The organism is Kineococcus sp. G2 (assembly GCF_037154035.1).
In the GTDB taxonomy this organism is placed as follows: domain Bacteria; phylum Actinomycetota; class Actinomycetes; order Actinomycetales; family Kineococcaceae; genus Kineococcus.
In genome coordinates this window covers 51,818-71,699 of sequence record NZ_JBBBEM010000008.1, presented here as the reverse complement: position 1 = coordinate 71,699, position 19,882 = coordinate 51,818, and the positions used below count along the sequence as shown (strand labels likewise).

Genomic DNA, 19,882 nt, shown 5'->3' with positions numbered 1-19,882 from the left:
GGGCGGACCGACCCGCCCGGTCCCAGACCCCTGGGCGCGAGCGCGCACCAGGCCGACGAGGTGACCGGCACCCCGGCCACCCCCACCGAAGGAGCTACGCATGGCCAGCGAGCAGGAGATCCTCAGCGGTCTCGCCGAGATCGTGAACGAGGAGACGGGCCTGCCCACCGACAGCGTGCAGGCCGACAAGTCCTTCACCGACGACCTCGACATCGACTCGCTGTCGATGATGACGATCGTCGTGAACGCCGAGGAGAAGTTCGGCGTGCGCATCCCCGACGAGGACGTGAAGAACCTGCGGACCGTGGGCGACGCCGTCGCCTACATCTCCCAGGCCCAGGGCTGAGCAGCCCGCACCGCCGCGAGGCCGGCCCGCACCGCGCGGGCCGGCCCGGCACCACAGCCGTCACCGCTCGAGAAGGAGTTGACCGACCATGACCGCGACCGCTCGCCGCGTCGTCGTCACCGGGATGGGAGCGACGACACCGCTCGGCGGGGACGTCCGTTCCACGTGGGAGGCCGCGCTCGCCGGCCGGTCCGGCGCACGGCCGTTCGACGCCCCCTGGACCGAGGACTACGAGCTCCCCGTGACGTTCGGCGCCCAGGCCGCCGTCCCGGCCGAGGACGTCCTGGAGCGCCGCGAGGTCAAGCGGCTGGACCCCTCGCAGCAGTTCGCCGTGATCGCCGCCCGCGAGGCGTGGGCGGACGCCGGCACCCCCGAGGTGGACCCGCTGCGGCTCGCGTCGGTGGTCGCCACCGGCATCGGCGGCATCTGGACCCTGCTGACGGCCTACGACACGCTGCGGGAGAAGGGCGCCCGCCGCGTCCTGCCCCTGACGGTGCCGATGCTCATGGGCAACGGCCCGACCGCGACGATCAGCCTGGAGTTCGGTGCCCGCGCCGGCGCCCACACCCCGGTCAGCGCCTGCGCCTCGGGTGCGGAGGCGCTCGCCTACGGCGCCGACATGATCCGCAGCGGGCGCGCCGACGTCGTCATCGCCGGCGGGACCGAGGCGGCCATCCACCCGCTGCCCATCGCCTCCTTCGCCGCCATGCACGCCCTGTCGCGGCGCAACGAGGACCCCGCGCGGGCCTCGCGCCCCTTCGACACCCAGCGCGACGGCTTCGTGCTGGGCGAGGGCGCCGGCATCGTCGTGCTGGAGTCCGAGGAGCACGCCCGCGCCCGCGGTGCGCGCGTGCACGCCGAGCTGCTCGGCGCGGGGCTGTCCGCGGACGCCCACCACGTGGCGGCCCCGGAGCCGGAGGGCGCCGGTGTCGCGCGGGCGGTGCGCGACGCGCTGCGGTCGGCGGAGCTGACCCCGGCGGACCTGCACCACGTCAACGCCCACGCCACCTCGACCCCCGTCGGTGACGTCGCCGAGGACAAGGGCCTGCGCCTGGCCCTGGGCGACGCCGTGGACGGCGTCGCGGTCTCGGCGACGAAGTCGATGACGGGTCACCTCCTGGGCGCCGCCGGGGCCGTGGAGAGCATCCTGACGGTTCGCGCCCTGCAGGAGCGCACGGCGCCGCCGACGATCAACGTCGACGACCTGGACCCGGACGTCAGCCTCGACGTCGTGCGCAAGGACGCCCGGCCGCTCGGCGGCACCGGCCGGCTGGTGGGCCTGAACAACGCCTTCGGCTTCGGCGGTCACAACATCAGCCTGGTCTTCGCCTCGGTCTGAGCGGGACGTCCGAGCCGGACGCGCCAGGGGCCCCGCACCCGTCACGGGTGCGGGGCCCCTTCGCGTTCCGGGGCGCGGGGCGGTCAGCCCACGTGGTGCAACCAGCGCACGGGGGTGTCGTCGCCGGCGTGCCGGAAGACCTCCAGCTCGCGGTCCCACGCCTCGCCGACGGCCAGCGCGAGGGCGCGGCGCGCGGCGGCGGGGTCGGCGGCCGGGCCGTCGAGCAGCTCCAGGGCGGCGCGCACGCGGTCCTCGGGGACCTGCACGTTGCCGTGCACGTCGGTGACGGCGTGGAAGATGCCCAGGGACGGGGTGTGGCTCCAGCGGCCGCCGTCGCAGCCCTGGCTGGGTTCCTCGGTGACCTCGAAGCGCAGGTGCGCCCAGCCGCGCAGCGCGGAGGCCAGCCGGGCCCCGGAGCCCTGCGGGGCCTGCCAGGAGTGCTCCGAGCGCAGGCAGCCCTGCGCGATCGGCTGCGGCGTCCAGTCGCAGGACACGCGCACGCCGAGGACACCGCCGGCCGCCCACTCGATGTGCGGGACGAGCGCTCGCGGTGCGGAGTGCACGTAGAGCACGCCGCGGGTCATCGCACCGGACATCCCGTCCTCCTCTGCATCGGTGTGAAGGGCGTCTTCCCCAACGACCTCGCACCACGCACAGGTGAACGTGTCCGAACGACTACCGGACGTGCTGTTGCGTTCATCATGCCTCACCGCTAGCGCGCGCACCACCACCCGGTCGGCGCACGTCCGTGCGCGTGTCGCGCTCCAGTCGCCGCCCCGGCGTGCCGATGGAGCGGCGTGCACCAGCAGCCGGCCGCGATCCCCGGGGCGTCCCCGCCGGGGGAGGTCTCCGAGGTCATCCGGCCCGCCGCCATCGTCCCCGAGGAGGCCGCGCGCGCGGTGCTCGTGGAGCTGGCGCTGCGGGACGTGCAGAACGGCGGCGTGTGGCAGAGCGGCCCCAGCCTGTGGAGCCGCTTCGACCGGCCGTGGAACGGCCCGGAGAACGTGGCCGGCGCCGAGCTGATCGGCCGCATCCACGTCGCCTACGGCACCCCGACCCGCTACGAGATCACCGTCTACCGGGTGACCGTCACCCGCTTCGGCGGCGACCTGGGCTGGACGGTGGAGTCGCTGTGCGACGAGGCCCTCAGCCACGGCGGGCTGCGGCTGCGGGACTGCCCGCGCGCCACGCTGGCCGCTCCCCCGCCCCCCTTCGCCGGCTGACCGCCGGGCCGCCCGCCCGCGCGAGGCACCCACCGCCGGCTGGCGCGACGGGTGCCCGGTGGCACCATCGGTGGGTGCCCGACTCCCCCGGCGCGCCGCCGCCCCGCCGCCACCACCGCCCCGCGATGCCCGGGGACGACGCCCTGGTCGCCCTGGCCGGCGGCGTGGACCCCTCCGCGGTGCAGGAGGCCGCGCACGCGGCCGCCAGCGCCCTGGTGCACGGCGCCCGCTCGGCGCGCGACGCCGAGGTCACCCGGCGCGTGGTGCGGCTGGCGCAGGAGGAGGGGCTGGAGGTCATCGCCTCGGTGTGGGCGGACGCCCCGGCGGACTCCCTGGCGGGCGCGCTGTGGCGGCTGTACGTGCTGCGCACGTGGGTGCAGCGCTCCCCGGCGGCGGTGGCGCGCCAGTACGCCGAGGGGCGACGGCACACGCCGGTGCTGGAGGTGCTGGCCGGGGTGGCCGACCCGCCGGGGCCGGCCGAGGTGGTCGCGGTCGTCGACGAGGTCCTCGCCGGCGTGGCGGAGGGCGACTTCGCCGTGACGCTGGAGCGGGCGGCGGCCTTCTGCCGCATCGTGGCGGTGGGACGCGCCCACCACGCCGACGAACCGCGGCACGCCGGGCGCGCCGGCGAGCGCGAGGACGCGGCGACGGCGATGACGCGCTCGGCGGCGCGCCTGCTGCGCACCGCCGAGCAGCTGGAGGCGGTGGCCCACCGCTGGCGGGCGGGCGAGCTCGGCTGATCCCCTCACCGGGCCGCCGCCACGTCGCCGCCACGTCGCCGCCGCGACCGCCGGGGGATCGCCTCGTTACAATGGTCGTGGTGCCGGGCCGCGGTAGCCCCGGGTCCCAACTGGAGCCGCTACGAGCGGCGATGCGCCGTGAGGCGCTTCCCGGTCCGGCACCACCCTCACCCCCCGCCGCGCGGCGCGAGCACGATGATCCCGGCGCCCACCAGGCACACCGTCGCCCCGGCCAGGTCCCAGCGGTCGGGCCGGAAGCCGTCCACGACCACGCCCCACAGCAGCGAGCCGGCGACGAAGACGCCGCCGTAGGCGGCGAGGACCCGCCCGAAGGACGCCTCCGGCTGCAGGGCGGCGACGAACCCGTAGCCGGCCAGGGCCAGCGCACCCAGCCCGCACCACCACCAGCCGCGGTGCTCGCGCACCCCCTGCCACACCAGCCAGGCGCCGCCGATCTCCAGCACCGCCGCGGCCGCGAACAGCGCCGCCGTGCGCACGGCGTCCCCCACCGCGTCCCTCCCCGTCTCCCCGTCCGTCCCCGCCGCCCCCGGTCAACGGCAGCACCGGGCGCACGGGAGGATCGGGGCATGACGCTAGAGGTGCCGCACCCGGCCGCGACGACGCCCCCGCCCGACGCCGCGGCGGTCGAGGCGGCCGCGCGCCGCCTGGCGGGCGTCGCGACCCGGACCCCGCTGCATCCGAGCGCGCGCTGGTCGGCGGCCACGGGGGCGCGGGTGCGGCTCAAGCGCGAGGACCTGCAGGTGGTGCGCTCCTACAAGCTGCGCGGGGCGTACAACCTCATCGCGCAGCTGTCCGCGGGTGAGCGGGCCCGGGGCGTGGTGACCGCCAGCGCCGGCAACCACGCGCAGGGCGTGGCGCACGCGTGCGCGACCCTGCGGGTGCGCGGGCGCGTGTACGTGCCGCGCACCACCCCGCGGCAGAAGCGCGACCGCATCAGCGCCCTCGGCGGGGAGTTCGTGGAGACGCTCGTGCTGGGCGACACCTACGACGACTCGGCGGCCGCCGCGGCGCGCGACGCGGTGGAGACGGGCGCGACGGTCGTGCCGGCCTTCGACGACCCCCGCACGGTGACCGGTCAGGGCACGGTGGCGGTGGAGGTCGTCGAGCAGCTGGCCGAGCTGGGCGAGGCGCCGCCGGACGTGCTGGTGGTCCCCGTCGGCGGTGGCGGCCTGCTGGCGGGGGTGCTGACGTGGGTGCGCGAGCGGCACCCGGCGGTGCGGGTCGTCGGCGTGGAGCCGGCGGGGGCGCCGTCGATGGCGGCGGCGCTGGCGGCCGGGCGTCCCGTGCGCCTGGAGCAGGTGGAGTCCTTCGTCGACGGCGCCTCGGTGCGCCGGGTGGGGGACGTCACGCACGCGGTGGTCGCGGGCGCGCCGGTGGAGCTGGTGACGGTGCCGGAGGGCGCGATCTGCGTGGAGATGCTGGCGATGTACCAGACCGACGGGATCATCGCCGAGCCGGCGGGGGCGCTGGCGACGGCCGCCCTGGCGGAGGCGGTGCGGGTGGAGCCGGGGCAGAGCGTGGTGTGCGTCGTCTCCGGCGGCAACAACGACGTCAGCCGGTACGCGGAGGTCGTGGAGCGGGCGCTGGTCCACGAGGGCCGCAAGCACTACTTCCTCGTGGAGTTCCCGCAGGAGCCCGGGGCGCTGCGCCGCTTCCTCGACGAGGTGCTGGGCCCGGACGACGACATCACGCTGTTCGAGTACGTCAAGCGCAGCAACCGCGAGACGGGGCCGGCGCTGGTGGGCATCGAGATCCCGTCCCGCGAGGACCTGCCGGCGCTGCTGGAGCGGATGGCGGCCGCTCCGCCCTCCTTCGAGCGGATCTCCGCGACCGAGCCGCTGTACCGCTACCTGCTCTGAGGGCGGCTCACCGGCCGGAACCGGTGCCGGGTGGGCGGCGTTGGCCGGGCATGGGGCTGGTGTTCCGCAGGTCGAGGGTGCTGGGCGGGGGCGTGCGGGTCAGCGCGTCGAACCGCGGGGTCAGCGCGTCCAAGCGCTTCGGCCGGGTCACGGTGGACTCCCGCGGCCGGATCGCGGTCCGCCTGTTCAAGGGCCTGACCTGGCACGGTCGCCTCTGGCGGTAGCGGGCGCCCACCGGTTGGTCGGCGGGGGCGGCGGCGACCTGGTTAGCCCGTCCGGGTGGTGACTTTCCGCAATCACTGACGGCCGATCGTGTGACCTCCTATGCTCAGTGCTGGCTGTGAGTAGTCACCCGCAGCCAGTCCGGGGGGACCGTTCCGTGGGGGGAATCATCATGAAGCGCTCTGTCAGCGCCGCCGTCGTGGGCACCGCAGCACTCGCCGCCTCGCTCGCCGTCGCCGGCCCGGCCACGGCGGCCACGCCGGCACCCGACCTGGTGGTCACCGACGTCGCCTGGAGCCCCCAGGTCGTCAGCGCCGGTGATCAGGTCACCTTCCGGGCCACGATCAAGAACAGGGGCACGAAGGCCACCCCGTCCGGCGTGGTCCACGGCGTCGGCTTCGGCATCGGCCGCGCCACCGTCACCTGGTCCGACGACGTGACGCGCTCCCTGCGCCCCGGCGAGAGCATCACGGTCACCGCCGACGGCGGCCAGGCCGGAAGCACCTGGACGGCCGCCGAGGGCACGACGGTCGTCAGGGCCTACGTCGACGACGCCCGCCGGATCCGCGAGTCGAACGAGGGCAACAACGTCCGCGCCGAGAAGGTGACCGCCACCGCCGGCTTCCGCACGAGCATGCAGGGCGCCTCCCCGGTGGTGGAGGCACCGCCCAGCGACCGCGACACCGGCGTCGCCAACGAGGTGACGGGCACGGGCTACGGCGCGTGCTTCACCGAGGAGGGCACCCGGGTGCCCGGCACGGAGAAGCCCCTGCGCACCTACAGCGCGGGCAACACCGAGTACCGCTACGCCGCGCCCTTCGGCGGCAACGGGGACGTGCTGGTGCCGGCCAGCCGGACCGCCAGCCGGGTGGTCGGACAGCCCATCGACGTCAACGAGATCGTGAAGTACAGCTACGGCGACCCGGACTACCTCCTGGGCTGCCCCGCCGGCTCCTTCGGCCGGTTCACCCGCCTCGACGTGACGACCCTGGTCTCGCACCGCTACGCGCTCGACGCCACCGGTGGTCCCACGGAACTGCTCGGCACCCACACGCAGGCCGTCGACGTCCGGATCGCCTTCGGCTGAGCCCCGCCTCCGCACGAGGGGTGCGCGCCGTCCGGGCGACCCCCCGCCGTGAGCGTCCGCCGCGGGCACCCCGCCCGCGGCGGAGCCCGGGGCACCGTGGACGACGGCCCGGACCGACCTGCCCGTGCGACAGGGGCGACGCCAGCCCTGCGCCGGGCCCAGGGGTGGGGCGGGTGGGGCTCGAACCCACGACCGAGGAATTATGAGTTCCCTGCTCTGACCGGCTGAGCTACCGCCCCTCGCAGCCGTGTCCCCGCCCCCGAGGGCTCCGGGACCGGCCGCGCCCCTCCAGCCTAGCCGCCCGGTGCGGCCGGGACCGGAGCGGCGGCCGGCGGCCCGCGCCGCCGACCGCTGCCGGCCTCACTCGTCGGGCACCCACTCCGCGAGCGTGGTGCGTGTGCCGCCGGCGGGGTCGTGGGTGATGTACCCGCCCTGGAACTGCTGCACGGCCCGGCCCTGCTCCCCCTCGTGCTCGTCCTCCACGGGGAAGCCGAGCGGGCCGTTCTCCCACCCCTGCTGCGCCCAGGCGTCCCGGACCGCTCCGGCGACGGTGTGCGCGCCGGTCGAGGGGCTCCAGTACACCGAGCCGCCCTGGAAGTGCGTGTACCAGCCGCGACCGTTCGGGGTGGGGGTGTCGTCGGTGGCGGGGACGCCGAGGCGGCCGTTCTCCCAGCCGTGCGACGCCCATGCACCCCGGATCGCGCCCGCGGTGAAGTGCGCGTCCGTCGCGGGCGACCAGTACACCGAACCTCCCTGGAAGTGCGTGTACCAGCCGCGACCGTTCGGGGTGGGGGTGTCGTCGGTGGCGGGGAAGCCGAGGCGGCCGTTCTCCCAGCCGTGCGACGCCCACTCACCCCGGATCGCGCCCGCGGTGAAGTGCGCGCCCGTCGCGGGCGACCAGTACACCGAACCTCCCTGGAAGTGCGTGTACCAGCCGCGACCGTCCGGGGTGGGGGTGTCGTTGGTGGTGGGGAAGCCGAGGCGGCCGTTCTCCCAGCCGTGCGACGCCCACTCACCCCGGATCGCGCCCGCGGTGAAGTGCGCGCCCGTCGCGGGCGACCAGTACATCGAACCTCCCTGGAAGTGCGTGTACCAGCCGCGACCGTTCGGGGTGGGGGTGTCGCTGGTGGTGGGGAAGCCGAGGCGGCCGTTCTCCCAGCCGGTGGATGCCCAGCGGTCCCGGATCGCCCCGCGGGTGAACTGCGCCCCGGTGCGCTCGGAGGAGTGGATGGAACCGCCCTGGAAGTGCGCGTACTCGCCCGCCACGACCGGCGTGGGCGTCTGGCACTGCACGACCTCACCGAGGGAGCCGCCGGCTCCCCCGGTGCCGGCGTACCGCTCCTCGATCGCGCCCCACAGGCAGTCCGGCACCGGGGTGGGGGCGGGTGCGGGGACGGGCGTCCCGGGGCGGTGGGGAAGGCTCTCGCAGGCGAGGCCGTCGCCGTCGGCGTCCAGGCCGTCGGGGTCGCCGGGGCGGGTGTCCATCCACGCCTGCGCGTCCTCCTGGTACGGGAAGTCCGAGCAGTTCCGGTCGCCGACGAGGCCCGCCGACGCCGGCCCGGCCCCCAGGAGACCCGTTCCGGCCACGACCAGCGCTGCGGCGGCACCGCGCCGTCCCCACGTCCTCAGTCCCACGGTTCCCCCTCGTGCGCCCGGCGGGAGCGGCTGCGCTCCCGCGCGCACCGTACTGGAACGGTCACCGCGGGCGGCGTGGATCCGGGAAACCCCTGCGGCGCGCCGCGACGCAGGGGTTCCCCGCCGCCCGGGACGAGCGGCCGGCGCGAGCGCCTCAGCCGAACAGGCGCCGGCTGGCGATCTCCGCCCCCTCACCGAGGGCGGCGAGCTTCGCGACGGCGATCTGCGGGTGGATGCGGCCGCCGAGACCGCAGTCAGTGGCGGCGATCACGTTCTCCGCCCCCACCACCGAGGCGAACCGCTCGATGCGGTCGGCGACGAGCTCGGGGTGCTCGACGACGTTCGTGGCGTGGCTGACGATCCCCGGCGCGATCGTCTTGCCCGCGGGCAGCTCGAGGTCCTTCCACACCTTCCACTCGTGCTCGTGGCGGGCGTTGGCCGCCTCGAAGGAGTACGAACCGGCGTCGATCTGCAGCATGAGGTCGGCGATGTGCCGGAACTCGATGTCGGTGGTGTGCGGGCCGTGCCAGCTGCCCCAGCACAGGTGGAAGCGGATCTGCTCGGACGGCAGGTCGCGGATGGCGTGGTTCAGCGCCTCCACGCGGATCCGGGTGAACTCGCGGTAGTCCTCGACGCTGGGCTCGGGGTTGATCTGGTCCCAGTTCTCGGCGATCGACGGGTCGTCGATCTGCAGCACGAGTCCCGCGTCGACGACGGCGCGGTACTCCTCGCGCATCACCTCCGCCCACGCCCAGATGTGCTCCTCCTCCGTGGCGTAGTACCGGTTGGCGATGCGCGCACCGCTGCCCGGGGACAGGGAGGTGATGAACCCCTGGCTGCGCTCCAGTCCGGCGGCCTCCAGGCCGGCGACGAGGTTCGCGACGTCGGAGGCGATGGCCTCCTGCCCGACGTAGCGCAGCGGGCCGGTCGTGGCGGGGAACGCGGTCGCCTGCTTGCCCGTCATGATCCCCGCGGTGGGGTCGGTGTAGGCGTCCTTGAAGGTCGTCCAGTCGCGGCGGTCCGGGAAGCTCGTCAGCCGCACCTTCCCCGGCTCGGAACGCACGACCGGCTGGGTGAAGAGGTCCTCACCGGTGACCTCCAGGCCCGCCACGCGCTGGAACGAGTAGGACCACCAGGCGCCGTAGTCCACGGCGCTGGTCATGGCCTTGCCGTACTCGCCGTCGCCGACGAGGGTGACGCCCAGGTCCCGCTGGCGGCGCACGAGGTCGACGACGGCGTCGGTCAGCAGCGCGTCGAACTCGGGGGTGCGCTCCAGGGTGAGACCGTCCTCGCCGACGCGGCGGGCCTCGTTCGCCGCGATGAGCTCCGGGGTGCGGGGCAGGCTGCCGGCGTGGCTGACGGGGATGCGGCGGGTGGTGCTGGTCACGAAGGGGGGCTCCGATCGGGGTTTCGGGGGACGTCAGCGGCGCAGCGCGCGGTCCAGGTCTTCGAGCAGGTCGTCGGGGTCCTCCAGGCCCACCGACAGGCGCAGCACCGCGTCGGACAGGCCGATCGCGGCACGGCCCTGCTCACCGAGGCGGCGGTGCGTGGTGGTGGCGGGGTGCGTCGCGAGGGACTTCGCGTCGCCGAGGTTGTTGGAGATGTCGATGGTGCCCAGGGCGTCGAGCACCTCGAAGGCGCGTTCCCTGCCGCGGCCGGCCGGCGCGTCCAGCTCGAACGTGACGACGGTGCCGCCGAGCTCCATCTGCCGCTTCGCCAGGTCGAACTGCGGGTGCGAGGCCAGCAGCGGGTAGCGCACCCAGCGCACCGCACCGCTCTCCTCCAGGTGCTCGGCGATGCGCAGGGCGGTGGCCGCGGAGTGCCGCACGCGCAGGCCGAGGGTCTCCAGGCCCTTCGCGAGCGTCCACGCGTTGAACGGGCTGAGCGTCGGCCCGGTGTGCCGGGTCAGTTCCTGGAACCGGCCCTCGATGAACTCCGTCGTGCCGAGCACCGCACCGCCCATGACGCGGCCCTGGCCGTCGATGTGCTTGGTCGCGGAGTACACGACGACGTCGGCGCCGAACCGCAGGGGCCGCTGCCCCACCGGGCTGGCGAAGGCGTTGTCCACCACCACCACCGCGCCGGCCGCGTGCGCGAGCTCCGCGACCGCCTCGACGTCCACGAGGGTCTGCATGGGGTTCGCGGGCGTCTCGAAGAACACCGCCTGCGCGGGCGTGGCGAGCGCCCTCTCCCACTGGGCGATGTCCTCGCCGTCGACGAACTCCGTCGTCACGCCCCATCGGGGCAGGATCTCGTCGAGGATGACGTAGCAGGACCCGAACAGGCTGCGGGCGGCCACGACCCGGTCCCCGGCGCCGAGCAGCGCACCGAGCGCGTAGAACACCGCGGACATGCCGCTGGCCAGGCCGTAGCACGCCTCGGCGCCCTCCAGGGCCCGCAACCGCTCGGTGAACACGGAGACGGTGGGGTTGCCGTAGCGGGAGTAGACGTAGCGGTCCACCTCACCGGTGAACGCGGCCTCCGCGGCGGCGGCGGACTCGTACACGTACCCGGAGGTGAGGTACATCGCCTCCGAGGTCTCCTCGAAACCCGAGCGGGCCAGGCCCGCGCGCACGGCGGTGGTGTCGGGGCGCCAGGGGTTCGGCTGCTGCGCGTTCACGACTGCCGCCACGGCAGGCCCTGAGCGCGCCAGCCGGCGCCACCGCGGTGGCCGTGCTCGTCCAGGTCGCCCTCGAAACCGTCCAGGACGTTGTAGCTGGGGGTGATCCCCGCGGCGGTGGCGGCCTCGGCGGCGGCGACGGAGCGCTTGCCGGAACGGCACAGGAACACCACCGGGCCGCTCCGGCCCGGTTCGACCCCCGCGCGCGCCAGTTCCGCCAGGAACCTCGCACCGGGTGCGTCCTGCTCCACGGGCAGCCAGGAGGCGAACACCGGTGGTCGGCGCAGCTCGGCGGCGTCGGGCGCCCCGACGTACGTCCACTCCGCCTCGGTGCGGACGTCCACGAGGACGGCGTCACCGTCGTCACGCAGCAATTCGAACGCCTCACGCGGGGTGAGGTCGCCGGCGTAGCTCACGAAGCCTCCATCGGTCCTGGCATGAGCACCCTCCCGAGGGGGGTTGCTGCGGCGTCGTCGAGCCAGGTCTCTCGGCCGCTCTGGATGGTCAGGCCAGCCTAGGGCATCGGCGGACCGCGCCGGACCCGCCGCGCTGGACCCGGCGCGGTGGGCGAGGCGTCAGGAGGCCGGCAGCTCCTGCCCGGGGCAGCCGGCCAGCACGTCCGCCATCGCGTCGCGCTCGGCGGGCGTCACCCACAGCCCCCAGGCGCTCTTGACGGCGACCTGCCGGGCCACGTACTCGCACTCCCCCACCGGCGGCAGCCACTGCGCGGCGTCGTCGTCCCCCTTGGACTGGTTGAGGGAGCCGTCCACCGCGAGCAGCTCCAGGGGGTCGTTGGCGAACGCGACCCGCTCCTGGGCGCTGAGCTTCTGGGCACCGGTGCGCCAGGCGTCGGCCAGCGCCACGACGTGGTCGACCTGCACCTCGGCGCTGGTCCGCTCGCCGCGCCGGAAGGCGATCTCCTCCCCGGAGTAGGGGTCCACCAGGGTGCCGGAGAGCACGGTGCAGCCGTCGTCGGCGAGGCGGACGTCGACGAGGTCGCGCTGCAGGACGTCGTCGCGGGTGCGGCAGCCGTTGCCGTCGACGTCGACCCAGCTCTCCCCGAAGCGGGTGCGCTGGTACCCGGCGGACGACGCCTCCTCGCGGACCTCCAGGGCGGCGAGCGCCCGGGCAGCGCTCCCCGTCGCGGCGGGACGCTCCTGCGGGCCGGTGCCCGGTGCCAGGGCCCGCCACAGCGCCACCGCCAGCAGCAGGAGCACCAGGGGGGCGAGGATCGCGGCGAGGGCGCCGGATCGGCGAGCGGGCACGGGCACCTCCGACGGGTCGCGGGTCCCGGCGGGGACGACGAAGGGGGCCTGCGTGCGCAGACCCCCTCGGGAAGCTCCCGCAGTTGGACTCGAACCAACAACCTGCCGGTTAACAGCCGGCTGCTCTGCCAATTGAGCTATGCGGGACCACCACCGGGTGAACCCCCGGCGACAGCACGTCAACCGTACCAGCCCCGCACGGGTGCCTGCGTCACGGGGCGCGGCGCCCCGCCCGGGCCGGGACCCGCAGCGCCGCAGGGCTCACAGGCCCTGGGCGCGCTCCTGCCAGGCCCGTCGGGCCGCCTCCAGCCGGAACAGCTCCTCCGAGGCCGTGCGGTACTCCTCCGGCTGCGCGCCCGCGTCGATGCTCCACAGCCGGCGCTTGGCGTCGGCGACGGCGCGGGTGGTCGCCTGCCCTGCCAGCGTCGCGACCAGCGAGCGCCCCCACCGCTCCAGCTCCTCCTCGTCGCCGACGGGCAGGTCGCTCACCGCGAGCTCCTGCACGAGCGCGGCGACGGGGCCGTCGGCGTAGGCGAGCACCGCCTCCACCCACGCGGGGCCCTGGGGTGCCTCCAGCGGCCCGCCGGCGGCGGTGACGGCGTCGTGGACGGCGCGGTGGCCGGGGACGCCGAAGGCGTCCGCGGCCAGGGCGGCGAAGTCGTCCGCGACCACCCACGGCGCCTGCAGCACGCACGCCAGGACCCACCGCTCCAGCTGCACGACGGCGTCGTCGACGGTGGCCACCGGGGTGGCCGCGGGGGTGGTGGGCGCGGCGGGCTGGGCCGGTTCCCGCGCCGCGCGCCCGTCGCGGCCACCGCGCCCGTCGCGGGCGTGCCGGCGCACCCGGTCCAGCACGAAGCGCTCGTCGAGGAAACCCGTCCAGCGGTCCAGGTTGACCGCGTAGCGCTGGCGCAGCCCGCTGTCGCGGATCTTCGCCACGATCGGTGCGGCGGCGTCCAGGGCGGCCAGCCGGCCGGCGTCGCTGCCCAGGTCGTAGCGGGAGATCGTGGAGCGGATCGCGAACTCGAACAGGGGCACGCGCCCGTCGACCAGGGCGGCCACGGCGGCGTCGCCGGAGGACAGGCGCAGGTCGCAGGGGTCCTGCCCGCCGGGCTCGACCGCCACGTACGTCTGCGCGGTGAAGCGCTCCTCCAGCTCGAAGGCCCGCAGCGCCGCCTTCTGCCCCGCCTCGTCGCCGTCGAAGGTGAAGACGACCTCCGCGGAGCCGGCGACGTCGCCGAGCATGCGCTGCACGACGCGGGCGTGCTCCTCGCCGAAGGCGGTGCCGCAGGTGGCGACCGCGGTGCTCACGCCCGCCAGGTGGCAGGCCATGACGTCGGTGTAGCCCTCGACGACGACGACCCGCTTGGTGCGGGCGATCTCCCGCTTGGCGAGGTCGAGGCCGTACAGGGCCTGCGACTTCTTGTAGACGGGCGTCTCGGGCGAGTTGAGGTACTTGGCGTCGATGCGGTCGTCGTCGAAGAGCCGGCGCGCGCCGAAGGCCACGGTGTGGCCGCTGACGTCGCGGATGGGCCACACCAGGCGGCCGCGGAAGCGGTCGTAGAGCCCGCGCTGGCCCTGCCCGGCCAGGCCGGAGGTCACCAGCTCCTCCTCGGTGAACCCCTCGCCGCGCAGGTGGCGCAGCAACGCCTCACCGCCGGCGGGGGCGAAGCCCACCCCGAAGCGGGCGGCGGCCTCGCGGGTGAAGCCGCGCTCGGCGAGGAAGCGGCGGGCGGTCTCGGCGGGGCCGGGCTGCTCCAGCTGCCCGGCGTAGAAGGCCTCGGCCACCCGGTGCGCCTCCAGCAGCCGCTGGCGCTGCCCGGCCTGCTGCGCCCCGGCCGGGCGCCTGCCGGGGCGGCCGCCGTCGTCGACGTAGCGCAGCTGCACGCCGGCGCGCTCGGCGAGGCGCTCCACGGCCTCGGTGAAGGTCGTGCCGTCGATGCGGCGGACGAACTCGATGGCGTCGCCGCCCTCGCCGCAGCCGAAGCAGTGCCAGCGCCCCACGGCGGGGCGCACCGTGAAGCTGGGGGTGCGCTCGTCGTGGAACGGGCACAGGCCCTTGAAGGAGCCCACGCCGCCGGGGCGCAGCGTCACCTGCTCGGCGACCACCTCGTCGATGCGGACGCGCTCCTTGACCGCGCGCAGGTCGTCGGAGTGGATGAGCCCTGCCACGCGCCGGAGTCTAGGCGTGCCCGCCGACGCGACCGGCCCGCGGGCGCGGGTGGCAGGATCGCCCCGTGAGCGAGAAGCAGCAGCGGGACCGGCCCGCGGGCGCGGAACGGGACGGGCGCAGCCCCGGCGACGGCAGCGACCGCGCCTGGGGCTTCCGCACCCGCGCCGTGCACGCGGGTGCGGTGCCGGAGCCGACGACGGGTGCGCGGGCCGTGCCGATCTACCAGACCACGAGCTTCGTGTTCGAGGACGCCGCCGACGCGGCGAACCTCTTCGCGCTGCAGAAGTACGGCAACATCTACAGCCGCATCTCCAACCCCACCGTGGCGGCGCTGGAGGAGCGGATGGCGTCCCTGGAAGGCGGCCTGGGCGCGCTGGCGTGCAGCTCCGGGCAGTCCGCGGAGTTCCTGACCTTCGCGGCGCTGGCGGGTGCGGGTGACCACGTCGTCGCCTCGAACAACCTCTACGGCGGCACCGTCACCCAGCTGGACGTGACGCTGCGCCGCTTCGGCGTGGACACCGTGTTCGTGGAGCCGGAGGCCGCCGCGGTGCGGGCGGCGATCACCGAGAGGACGCGGTTCGTGTTCACCGAGCTGGTCGCGAACCCCTCCACGGTGGTCGCGGACATCGAGGCGCTGGCCGACGTGGCGCACGGGGCGGGGATCCCGCTGGTCGTCGACGCCACCACCGCCACCCCGTACCTGTGCCGGCCGATCGAGCACGGCGCGGACATCGTCATCCACTCCGCCACCAAGTTCCTCGGCGGGCACGGCACCACCCTCGGCGGTGTCGTCGTGGACGCCGGCACCTTCCCCTGGGACAACGGGAAGTTCCCCGCCATGACCGAGCCGGTCGCCAGCTACGGCGGCCTGAGCTGGTGGGGCAACTTCGCCGAGTACGGGTTCCTCACCAAGCTGCGCAGCGAGCAGCTGCGCGACATCGGCGCCACCCTGGCCCCGCACTCGGCGTTCCTGCTGCTGATGGGCGTGGAGACGCTGCCGCAGCGCATGCGCGAGCACGTCGCCAACGCGCGCCGGGTGGCGCAGTGGCTGGAGGCGGACGAGCGCGTCGGCTGGGTGCGCTACTCCGGCCTGCCCTCGCACCCGCACTTCGAGCGGGCCCAGCGCTACCTGCCCGAGGGGCCCGGCGCGGTGTTCTCCTTCGGCGTCGCCGGCGGTCGCGCGGCCGGGGAGCGGTTCATCGAGAACCTGCAGCTGTGCTCGCACCTGGCGAACATCGGCGACGCGCGCACCCTCGTGCTGCACCCGGCCTCCACGACCCACCAGCAGCTGTCGGCGGAGCAGCTCGAGGCGGCCGGTGTCCCGGAGGACCTCATCCGCATCAGCGTCGGCCTGGAGGACGTGGAGGACGTGCTGTGGGACCTGGACCAGGCGCTGACCGCGGCGACGGCGGAGGTGGCCCGGTGAGCGGGCACGAGAGCGCTCCCACCGGCGCGATCGGCGACACCGGCAGCGCGGCCGCCGGCCCGCTGGCACCGGCGGAACCGGCCACCGGCGCGAAGGACGCGGCCCCCGTGCGCGCCGCCGGCGGCTGGACGCCCCCCACACCCGGGCAGCGGCTGTCGATCCTGCGCCGCACCCGGACCGTCGCGGTCCTCGGCGCCTCGAACAAGCCCTCGCGCGCCTCGTACTTCGTCGGCACCTACCTGCTGGCCGACTCCGGCTACGAGGTGTGGTTCGTCAACCCGAACGAGCGCGAGGTGCTGGGCCGGCCCGCGTACCCGTCCCTGGCGGAGCTGCCCGGCGTGCCCGACGTCGTCGACGTGTTCCGCCGGCCCGCCGAACTGGGTGCCGTCCTGGACGAGACCCTCGCGGTGGGCGCACCGGTGCTGTGGTTGCAGCTGGGCCTGTCGGACGACGAGGTCGCCCGCCGCGGGCACGAGGCGGGGATCACGGTCGTCATGAACCGGTGCCTGAAGATCGAGCACGCCCGCTTCCACGGCGGGCTGCACCTGGCGGGTTTCGACACCGGGGTGATCTCCGCGCGCCGCCACGCGCGCTGAGGGATCCCCAGGTGCCGGTGCGGCGGCGGTGTCCACAGCGCACCGCCGCACCGGGCGGTGCAGGCGCCGCGCGCGCCTACGGTCGCGGGCGTGCCGATCCCCGCTCCCCCACCGCCTCCGCTCACGCCCGATCCGTTCCGGGCCCGCCCGCCGTCCGGGCCGTTCCCGTCGGGGCCGTTCCCGCCCGGTGGCGGGCGCGACGCGGTGCCCGCGCGGCGGTGGCGCCGGGACGTGCTGCTGCTGCTGGCCGGCGCGCTCGGCACCGGGGCCGTCCTGCTGCTGGGCGGCACCGCTGCCCTGGTGTGGGCGCTGGTGCGCGGCGGTGAGGGCCTCGCGCAGCCGCTGCGCTCCTCCGACTCCGTGGAGCTGACCCGGGCCGGCCAGTGGCCGGTCGGCACCTGCCTGCGCAGCGGGCCGGCCCTGTACGAGGAGACCGGCTGCGACGCCGCCCACGACGCCGAGGTGGTGCTCAGCAGCCCCGTCGTCGCCGGGCACCGCCGCACCGCGAGGCAGGAGGGGGCCAACGCGTTCTGCGCGACGGCCGTGGCGACGCTCGCCGAGCGCCGCGGCCTGCCCCCGGGTTCGGTGACGCACGCCTCGGCGTGGCCGGGGGACGACGCCCACGACGCCGGTGACCACGAGGTGCGCTGCCTGCTGGTGGGCGTGGGGCAACCGCTGGTGGGCTCCCTCACGGCGGGGGACCTGCGCGACCCGGTGGAGCCGGTGCCGCTGGAGTGAGAACCGCCGAGGCGAGCGTCACCGCGACGCCCCGGCCCCGCCCGGCTGACCGGTCGGGTCAGGTGGGTCAGGTCAGCCGGGCGTGCCAGGCCAGCGCGGAGACGTCGGTGAGCGAGGCCACCTGGTCGACGACCACGCGCAGCCGCGCCGCGTCGTCGCCCGCGGCGTCGTGGTCCTGCCGGAAGGGTGGTTCCAGGACCTCCGCGCCCCGCTCGACCAGGGCGGTCAGCAGCTCCAGCAGCAGCTCGCGCTGACGGGCGTAGAACGGCTGGCGCTCCTGCGCGCTCATGACGAACGTGGCGGCCACGCCCTTGAGAACGGCCACCTCCAGCGCCGTCCCCGCCGGCACCTCCACGTCGGCGGCGTAGCGGGTCAGCGGCCCGTCGCCGTGGCGGGCGCGGGTGGCGTCCTGAGCGGCGTTGGCGAAGCGGCCGATGAGCTGGCTGGTCATGTCCTTCAGCGCCGCCAGGTGGCGGCGGCCCCCGAAGAGCTCGCCGGGCTGCTCCTCGGCCCAGAACGGCAACCCGGACAACCGGTCCAGGGCCTCGTCCACCGCCTCGTCGCTCGCGTCGGGGACGTACCAGTCGCGCACCTGCGCGGCGACGCGCGCGCGGGTCTCAGCGGAGCGCAGCCAGTCCAGGCGCACGTGCCCGGCGACGACGGCGTCCTCGACGTCGTGGACGCTGTAGGCGACGTCGTCGGCGAAGTCCATGACCTGCGCCTCCACGCAGGGCCGGTTCTCCGGCGCGCCGTCGCGCAGCCACGCGAACACCTCGGCGTCGTCGGCGTAGGCGCCGAACTTCGAGGTGGCGCGCGGCGCCTTCCCGTGCAGCCACGGGTACTTCGTGGCGGCGTCCAGGCTGGCACGGGTGAGGTTCAGCCCGGCGGGCGAGCCGTCGGGGGCGCTGGTCTTCGGTTCCAGGCGCGTCAGCAGCCGCAGCGTCTGCGCGTTGCCCTCGAACCCGCCGATCCCGGCGGCGGCCTCCGCCAGGGCCCGCTCGCCGTTGTGCCCGAACGGCGGGTGGCCGAGGTCGTGCGCCAGGCAGGCGGTGTCGACCACGTCCGGGTCGCAGCCCAGCGCGGCGCCCAGCTCGCGTCCGACCTGGGCGACCTCCAGGGAGTGCGTCAGGCGGTTGCGCACGAAGTCGTCGGTGCCGGGCCCGACGACCTGCGTCTTGGCGGCCAGGCGGCGCAGCGCCGAGGAGTGCAGCAGCCGGGCGCGGTCGCGGGCGAACGCGCTGCGGCGGTGCGTCTTGGGCGGTTCGGGCACCCAGCGCACCAGGTCGGCGGCCGCGTAACCGGGGTGGGTGCCGTCGCGCTCGCTCACGCTCAGCCCCCGGAGACGGACAGCTCGGCCTGGCGCACGACCTCGGCGGCCGCCCCGGACAGGACGCGGTCGTCCAGCCAGCCCTCCGGCAGCGCCACCCGCTGCGGGGAACCGGCCCGCCCGCGCGCGCCCTCCGCGGGCGCTCCCGGGTAGGGCTGGTCGAGGTCGAGGGAGGCCAGCAGCTCGTCGAGGGCGGCCAGGGAGTCCACCAGCCCCAGCTTCGCGCGCAGGTCGCCGCCGACGACGTAGCCCTTGAAGTACCAGGCGACGTGCTTGCGCACGTCGCGGCAGGCGCGCAGCTCGTCGCCGTAGTGCTCCACGAGCAGCTCGGCGTGCCGGCGAAGCGTGGCCGCCACGGTGCGCAGGCCCGGGCGCACCCGGTCGGGGCGGCCGGCGAAACCTGCTTCCAGGTCGGCGAACAGCCACGGCCGGCCCAGGCAGCCGCGGCCGACGACGACGCCGTCGCAGCCGGTGCGGCGCACCATCTCCAGGGCGTCCTCGGCGCTCCACACGTCGCCGTTGCCGAGGACGGGGATCGTGGTGACGGCCTCCTTCAGGCGCGCGATCGCGTCCCAGTCGGCCTGGCCGGAGTAGTGCTGCGAGGCGGTGCGCCCGTGCAGGGCGACGGCGGCGGCGCCCTCGCGCTCGGCGGTGCGCCCGGCGTCCAGGTAGGTGAGGTGGTCGTCGTCGACGCCCTTGCGCATCTTCACCGTCAGGGGGATCCCGCCCTTCGACGCCTCGCGCACGGCGCCGGCGACGATGTCGCGGAACAGGTCCGCCTTCCAGGGCAGCGCCGCTCCCCCGCCCTTGCGGGTGACCTTGGGCACGGGGCAGCCGAAGTTGAGGTCGACGTGGTCGGCGAGGTCCTCCTGAACGACCATGCGCACGGCGGCGGCGACGGTGGCGGGGTCCACGCCGTACAGCTGCAGGCTGCGGGGGCGCTCGGCCGCGGTGAACGTCACCAGGCGCATCGACTCCGGGGTGCGCTCGACGAGGGCGCGGGAGGTGACCATCTCGGAGACGTAGAAGCCCTCGCCGTGCTCGCGGCACAGCTGCCGGTAGGCGGAGTTGGTGATGCCGGCCATGGGGGCGAGCACCACGGGCGTGGCGGACACGTGCGGGCCGATGCGCAGGGGCGCGACGACCGGGCCGGTCGCAGCGGTGCCCGTCGGGGTCTCGATCGGGGCGTCCAGGAGGCTCACCCCCCCATGATGACCGTTGCCCGGGGGTCCCCGCGCCGGGTGCGGCGCGCGGACCCCCGGGCA

The 19,882-nt window shown here is 75.5% G+C and carries 19 protein-coding genes, 2 tRNA genes and 1 riboswitch; of the genes, 9 read left to right on the top strand and 12 right to left on the bottom strand.

The window, feature by feature from the left end; genetic code table 11:
• Window positions 1-100 precede the first annotated feature (100 nt).
• Window positions 101-346: an acyl carrier protein gene (locus tag V9U69_RS01590; protein WP_166611561.1), complete on the top strand. Its 246-nt coding sequence runs from the start codon at window positions 101-103 to the stop codon at window positions 344-346.
• Window positions 347-434: 88 nt separating this feature from the next.
• Window positions 435-1,685, top strand: coding sequence for a beta-ketoacyl-[acyl-carrier-protein] synthase family protein (locus tag V9U69_RS01585; RefSeq protein ID WP_337059530.1), 1,251 nt, complete (start codon window positions 435-437; stop codon window positions 1,683-1,685).
• 83 nt (window positions 1,686-1,768) lie between these two features.
• Here the strand turns inward: V9U69_RS01585 and V9U69_RS01580 are convergent, their stop codons facing one another.
• Window positions 1,769-2,281 carry a DUF3145 domain-containing protein gene (locus V9U69_RS01580; RefSeq protein WP_337059529.1) on the bottom strand — a complete coding sequence of 171 codons (513 nt, stop codon included), beginning with the start codon at window positions 2,279-2,281 and terminating at the stop codon, window positions 1,769-1,771.
• A 201-nt stretch (window positions 2,282-2,482) separates the two neighbouring features.
• On the opposite strand from V9U69_RS01580, the gene V9U69_RS01575 reads away from it, so the two are divergent.
• Together V9U69_RS01575 and V9U69_RS01570 are read left to right on the top strand one after the other, a co-directional pair.
• Window positions 2,483-2,908 carry a hypothetical protein gene (locus V9U69_RS01575; RefSeq protein ID WP_337059528.1) on the top strand — a complete coding sequence of 142 codons (426 nt, stop codon included), beginning with the start codon at window positions 2,483-2,485 and terminating at the stop codon, window positions 2,906-2,908.
• Between the two features lie 74 nt (window positions 2,909-2,982).
• A complete protein-coding gene (locus V9U69_RS01570) occupies window positions 2,983-3,648 on the top strand; it encodes a hypothetical protein (RefSeq protein WP_337059527.1) in 666 nt (221 codons plus the stop codon).
• Between the two features lie 167 nt (window positions 3,649-3,815).
• On the opposite strand, the gene V9U69_RS01565 is transcribed toward V9U69_RS01570, so the two are convergent.
• On the bottom strand, window positions 3,816-4,157 hold the full coding sequence (locus V9U69_RS01565) for a YnfA family protein (RefSeq protein WP_337059526.1): 342 nt from the start codon (window positions 4,155-4,157) through the stop codon (window positions 3,816-3,818).
• A 78-nt stretch (window positions 4,158-4,235) separates the two neighbouring features.
• Between V9U69_RS01565 and ilvA the strand changes: the two genes are divergently transcribed.
• A complete protein-coding gene (gene ilvA, locus V9U69_RS01560) occupies window positions 4,236-5,528 on the top strand; it encodes a threonine ammonia-lyase IlvA (RefSeq protein ID WP_337059525.1) in 1,293 nt (430 codons plus the stop codon).
• Between the two features lie 394 nt (window positions 5,529-5,922).
• On the top strand, window positions 5,923-6,837 hold the full coding sequence (locus V9U69_RS01555) for a CARDB domain-containing protein (protein ID WP_337059524.1): 915 nt from the start codon (window positions 5,923-5,925) through the stop codon (window positions 6,835-6,837).
• Between the two features lie 165 nt (window positions 6,838-7,002).
• Here V9U69_RS01555 and V9U69_RS01550 read toward each other — a convergent pair.
• The 8 genes from V9U69_RS01550 to dnaG form a co-directional block, all read right to left on the bottom strand.
• Window positions 7,003-7,076, bottom strand: a tRNA-Ile gene (locus V9U69_RS01550).
• A gap of 121 nt (window positions 7,077-7,197) precedes the next feature.
• On the bottom strand, window positions 7,198-8,472 hold the full coding sequence (locus V9U69_RS01545; protein WP_337059523.1) for an excalibur calcium-binding domain-containing protein: 1,275 nt from the start codon (window positions 8,470-8,472) through the stop codon (window positions 7,198-7,200).
• 154 nt (window positions 8,473-8,626) lie between these two features.
• Window positions 8,627-9,859, bottom strand: a complete 1,233-nt coding sequence (locus tag V9U69_RS01540; protein WP_337059522.1) for a cobalamin-independent methionine synthase II family protein — start codon at window positions 9,857-9,859, stop codon at window positions 8,627-8,629.
• A gap of 33 nt (window positions 9,860-9,892) precedes the next feature.
• Window positions 9,893-11,104, bottom strand: a complete 1,212-nt coding sequence (locus V9U69_RS01535; RefSeq protein WP_337059521.1) for an O-succinylhomoserine sulfhydrylase — start codon at window positions 11,102-11,104, stop codon at window positions 9,893-9,895.
• Window positions 11,089-11,508, bottom strand: a complete 420-nt coding sequence (locus V9U69_RS01530; RefSeq protein WP_337059520.1) for a rhodanese-like domain-containing protein — start codon at window positions 11,506-11,508, stop codon at window positions 11,089-11,091. Before V9U69_RS01530 ends, V9U69_RS01535 begins: the two co-directional genes overlap by 16 nt.
• A gap of 4 nt (window positions 11,509-11,512) precedes the next feature.
• Window positions 11,513-11,599, bottom strand: a riboswitch (SAM riboswitch).
• Between the two features lie 68 nt (window positions 11,600-11,667).
• Window positions 11,668-12,357 (bottom strand): HNH endonuclease family protein, encoded by a 690-nt coding sequence (locus V9U69_RS01525; RefSeq protein WP_337059519.1) that lies wholly within the window; start codon window positions 12,355-12,357, stop codon window positions 11,668-11,670.
• A 74-nt stretch (window positions 12,358-12,431) separates the two neighbouring features.
• Window positions 12,432-12,504: transfer RNA gene (locus tag V9U69_RS01520), tRNA-Asn, on the bottom strand.
• Window positions 12,505-12,618: 114 nt separating this feature from the next.
• On the bottom strand, window positions 12,619-14,529 hold the full coding sequence (dnaG, locus tag V9U69_RS01515) for a DNA primase (protein ID WP_337059518.1): 1,911 nt from the start codon (window positions 14,527-14,529) through the stop codon (window positions 12,619-12,621).
• Between the two features lie 167 nt (window positions 14,530-14,696).
• Here dnaG and V9U69_RS01510 point away from each other — a divergent pair, with 167 nt between their 5' ends.
• The 3 genes from V9U69_RS01510 to V9U69_RS01500 all read left to right on the top strand — a co-directional run bounded on the left by V9U69_RS01510 (window position 14,697) and on the right by V9U69_RS01500 (window position 17,290).
• Entirely contained in the window at window positions 14,697-15,956 is a 1,260-nt protein-coding gene (locus tag V9U69_RS01510; protein ID WP_442907538.1) for an O-acetylhomoserine aminocarboxypropyltransferase/cysteine synthase family protein, read from the top strand.
• The gene (locus tag V9U69_RS01505) at window positions 15,953-16,552 is read left to right on the top strand and encodes a CoA-binding protein (RefSeq protein WP_337059516.1); all 600 of its coding nucleotides are present in this window, start codon (window positions 15,953-15,955) and stop codon (window positions 16,550-16,552) included. The genes V9U69_RS01510 and V9U69_RS01505 overlap by 4 nt, the downstream gene beginning before the upstream one ends.
• A 204-nt stretch (window positions 16,553-16,756) precedes the next feature.
• A complete protein-coding gene (locus tag V9U69_RS01500; RefSeq protein ID WP_337059515.1) occupies window positions 16,757-17,290 on the top strand; it encodes a septum formation family protein in 534 nt (177 codons plus the stop codon).
• Between the two features lie 67 nt (window positions 17,291-17,357).
• Here the strand turns inward: V9U69_RS01500 and V9U69_RS01495 are convergent, their stop codons facing one another.
• On the bottom strand, window positions 17,358-18,623 hold the full coding sequence (locus V9U69_RS01495) for a deoxyguanosinetriphosphate triphosphohydrolase (protein WP_442907537.1): 1,266 nt from the start codon (window positions 18,621-18,623) through the stop codon (window positions 17,358-17,360).
• On the bottom strand, window positions 18,620-19,819 hold the full coding sequence (dusB, locus tag V9U69_RS01490) for a tRNA dihydrouridine synthase DusB (protein ID WP_337059513.1): 1,200 nt from the start codon (window positions 19,817-19,819) through the stop codon (window positions 18,620-18,622). The genes V9U69_RS01495 and dusB overlap by 4 nt, the downstream gene beginning before the upstream one ends.
• Window positions 19,820-19,882 lie beyond the last annotated feature (63 nt).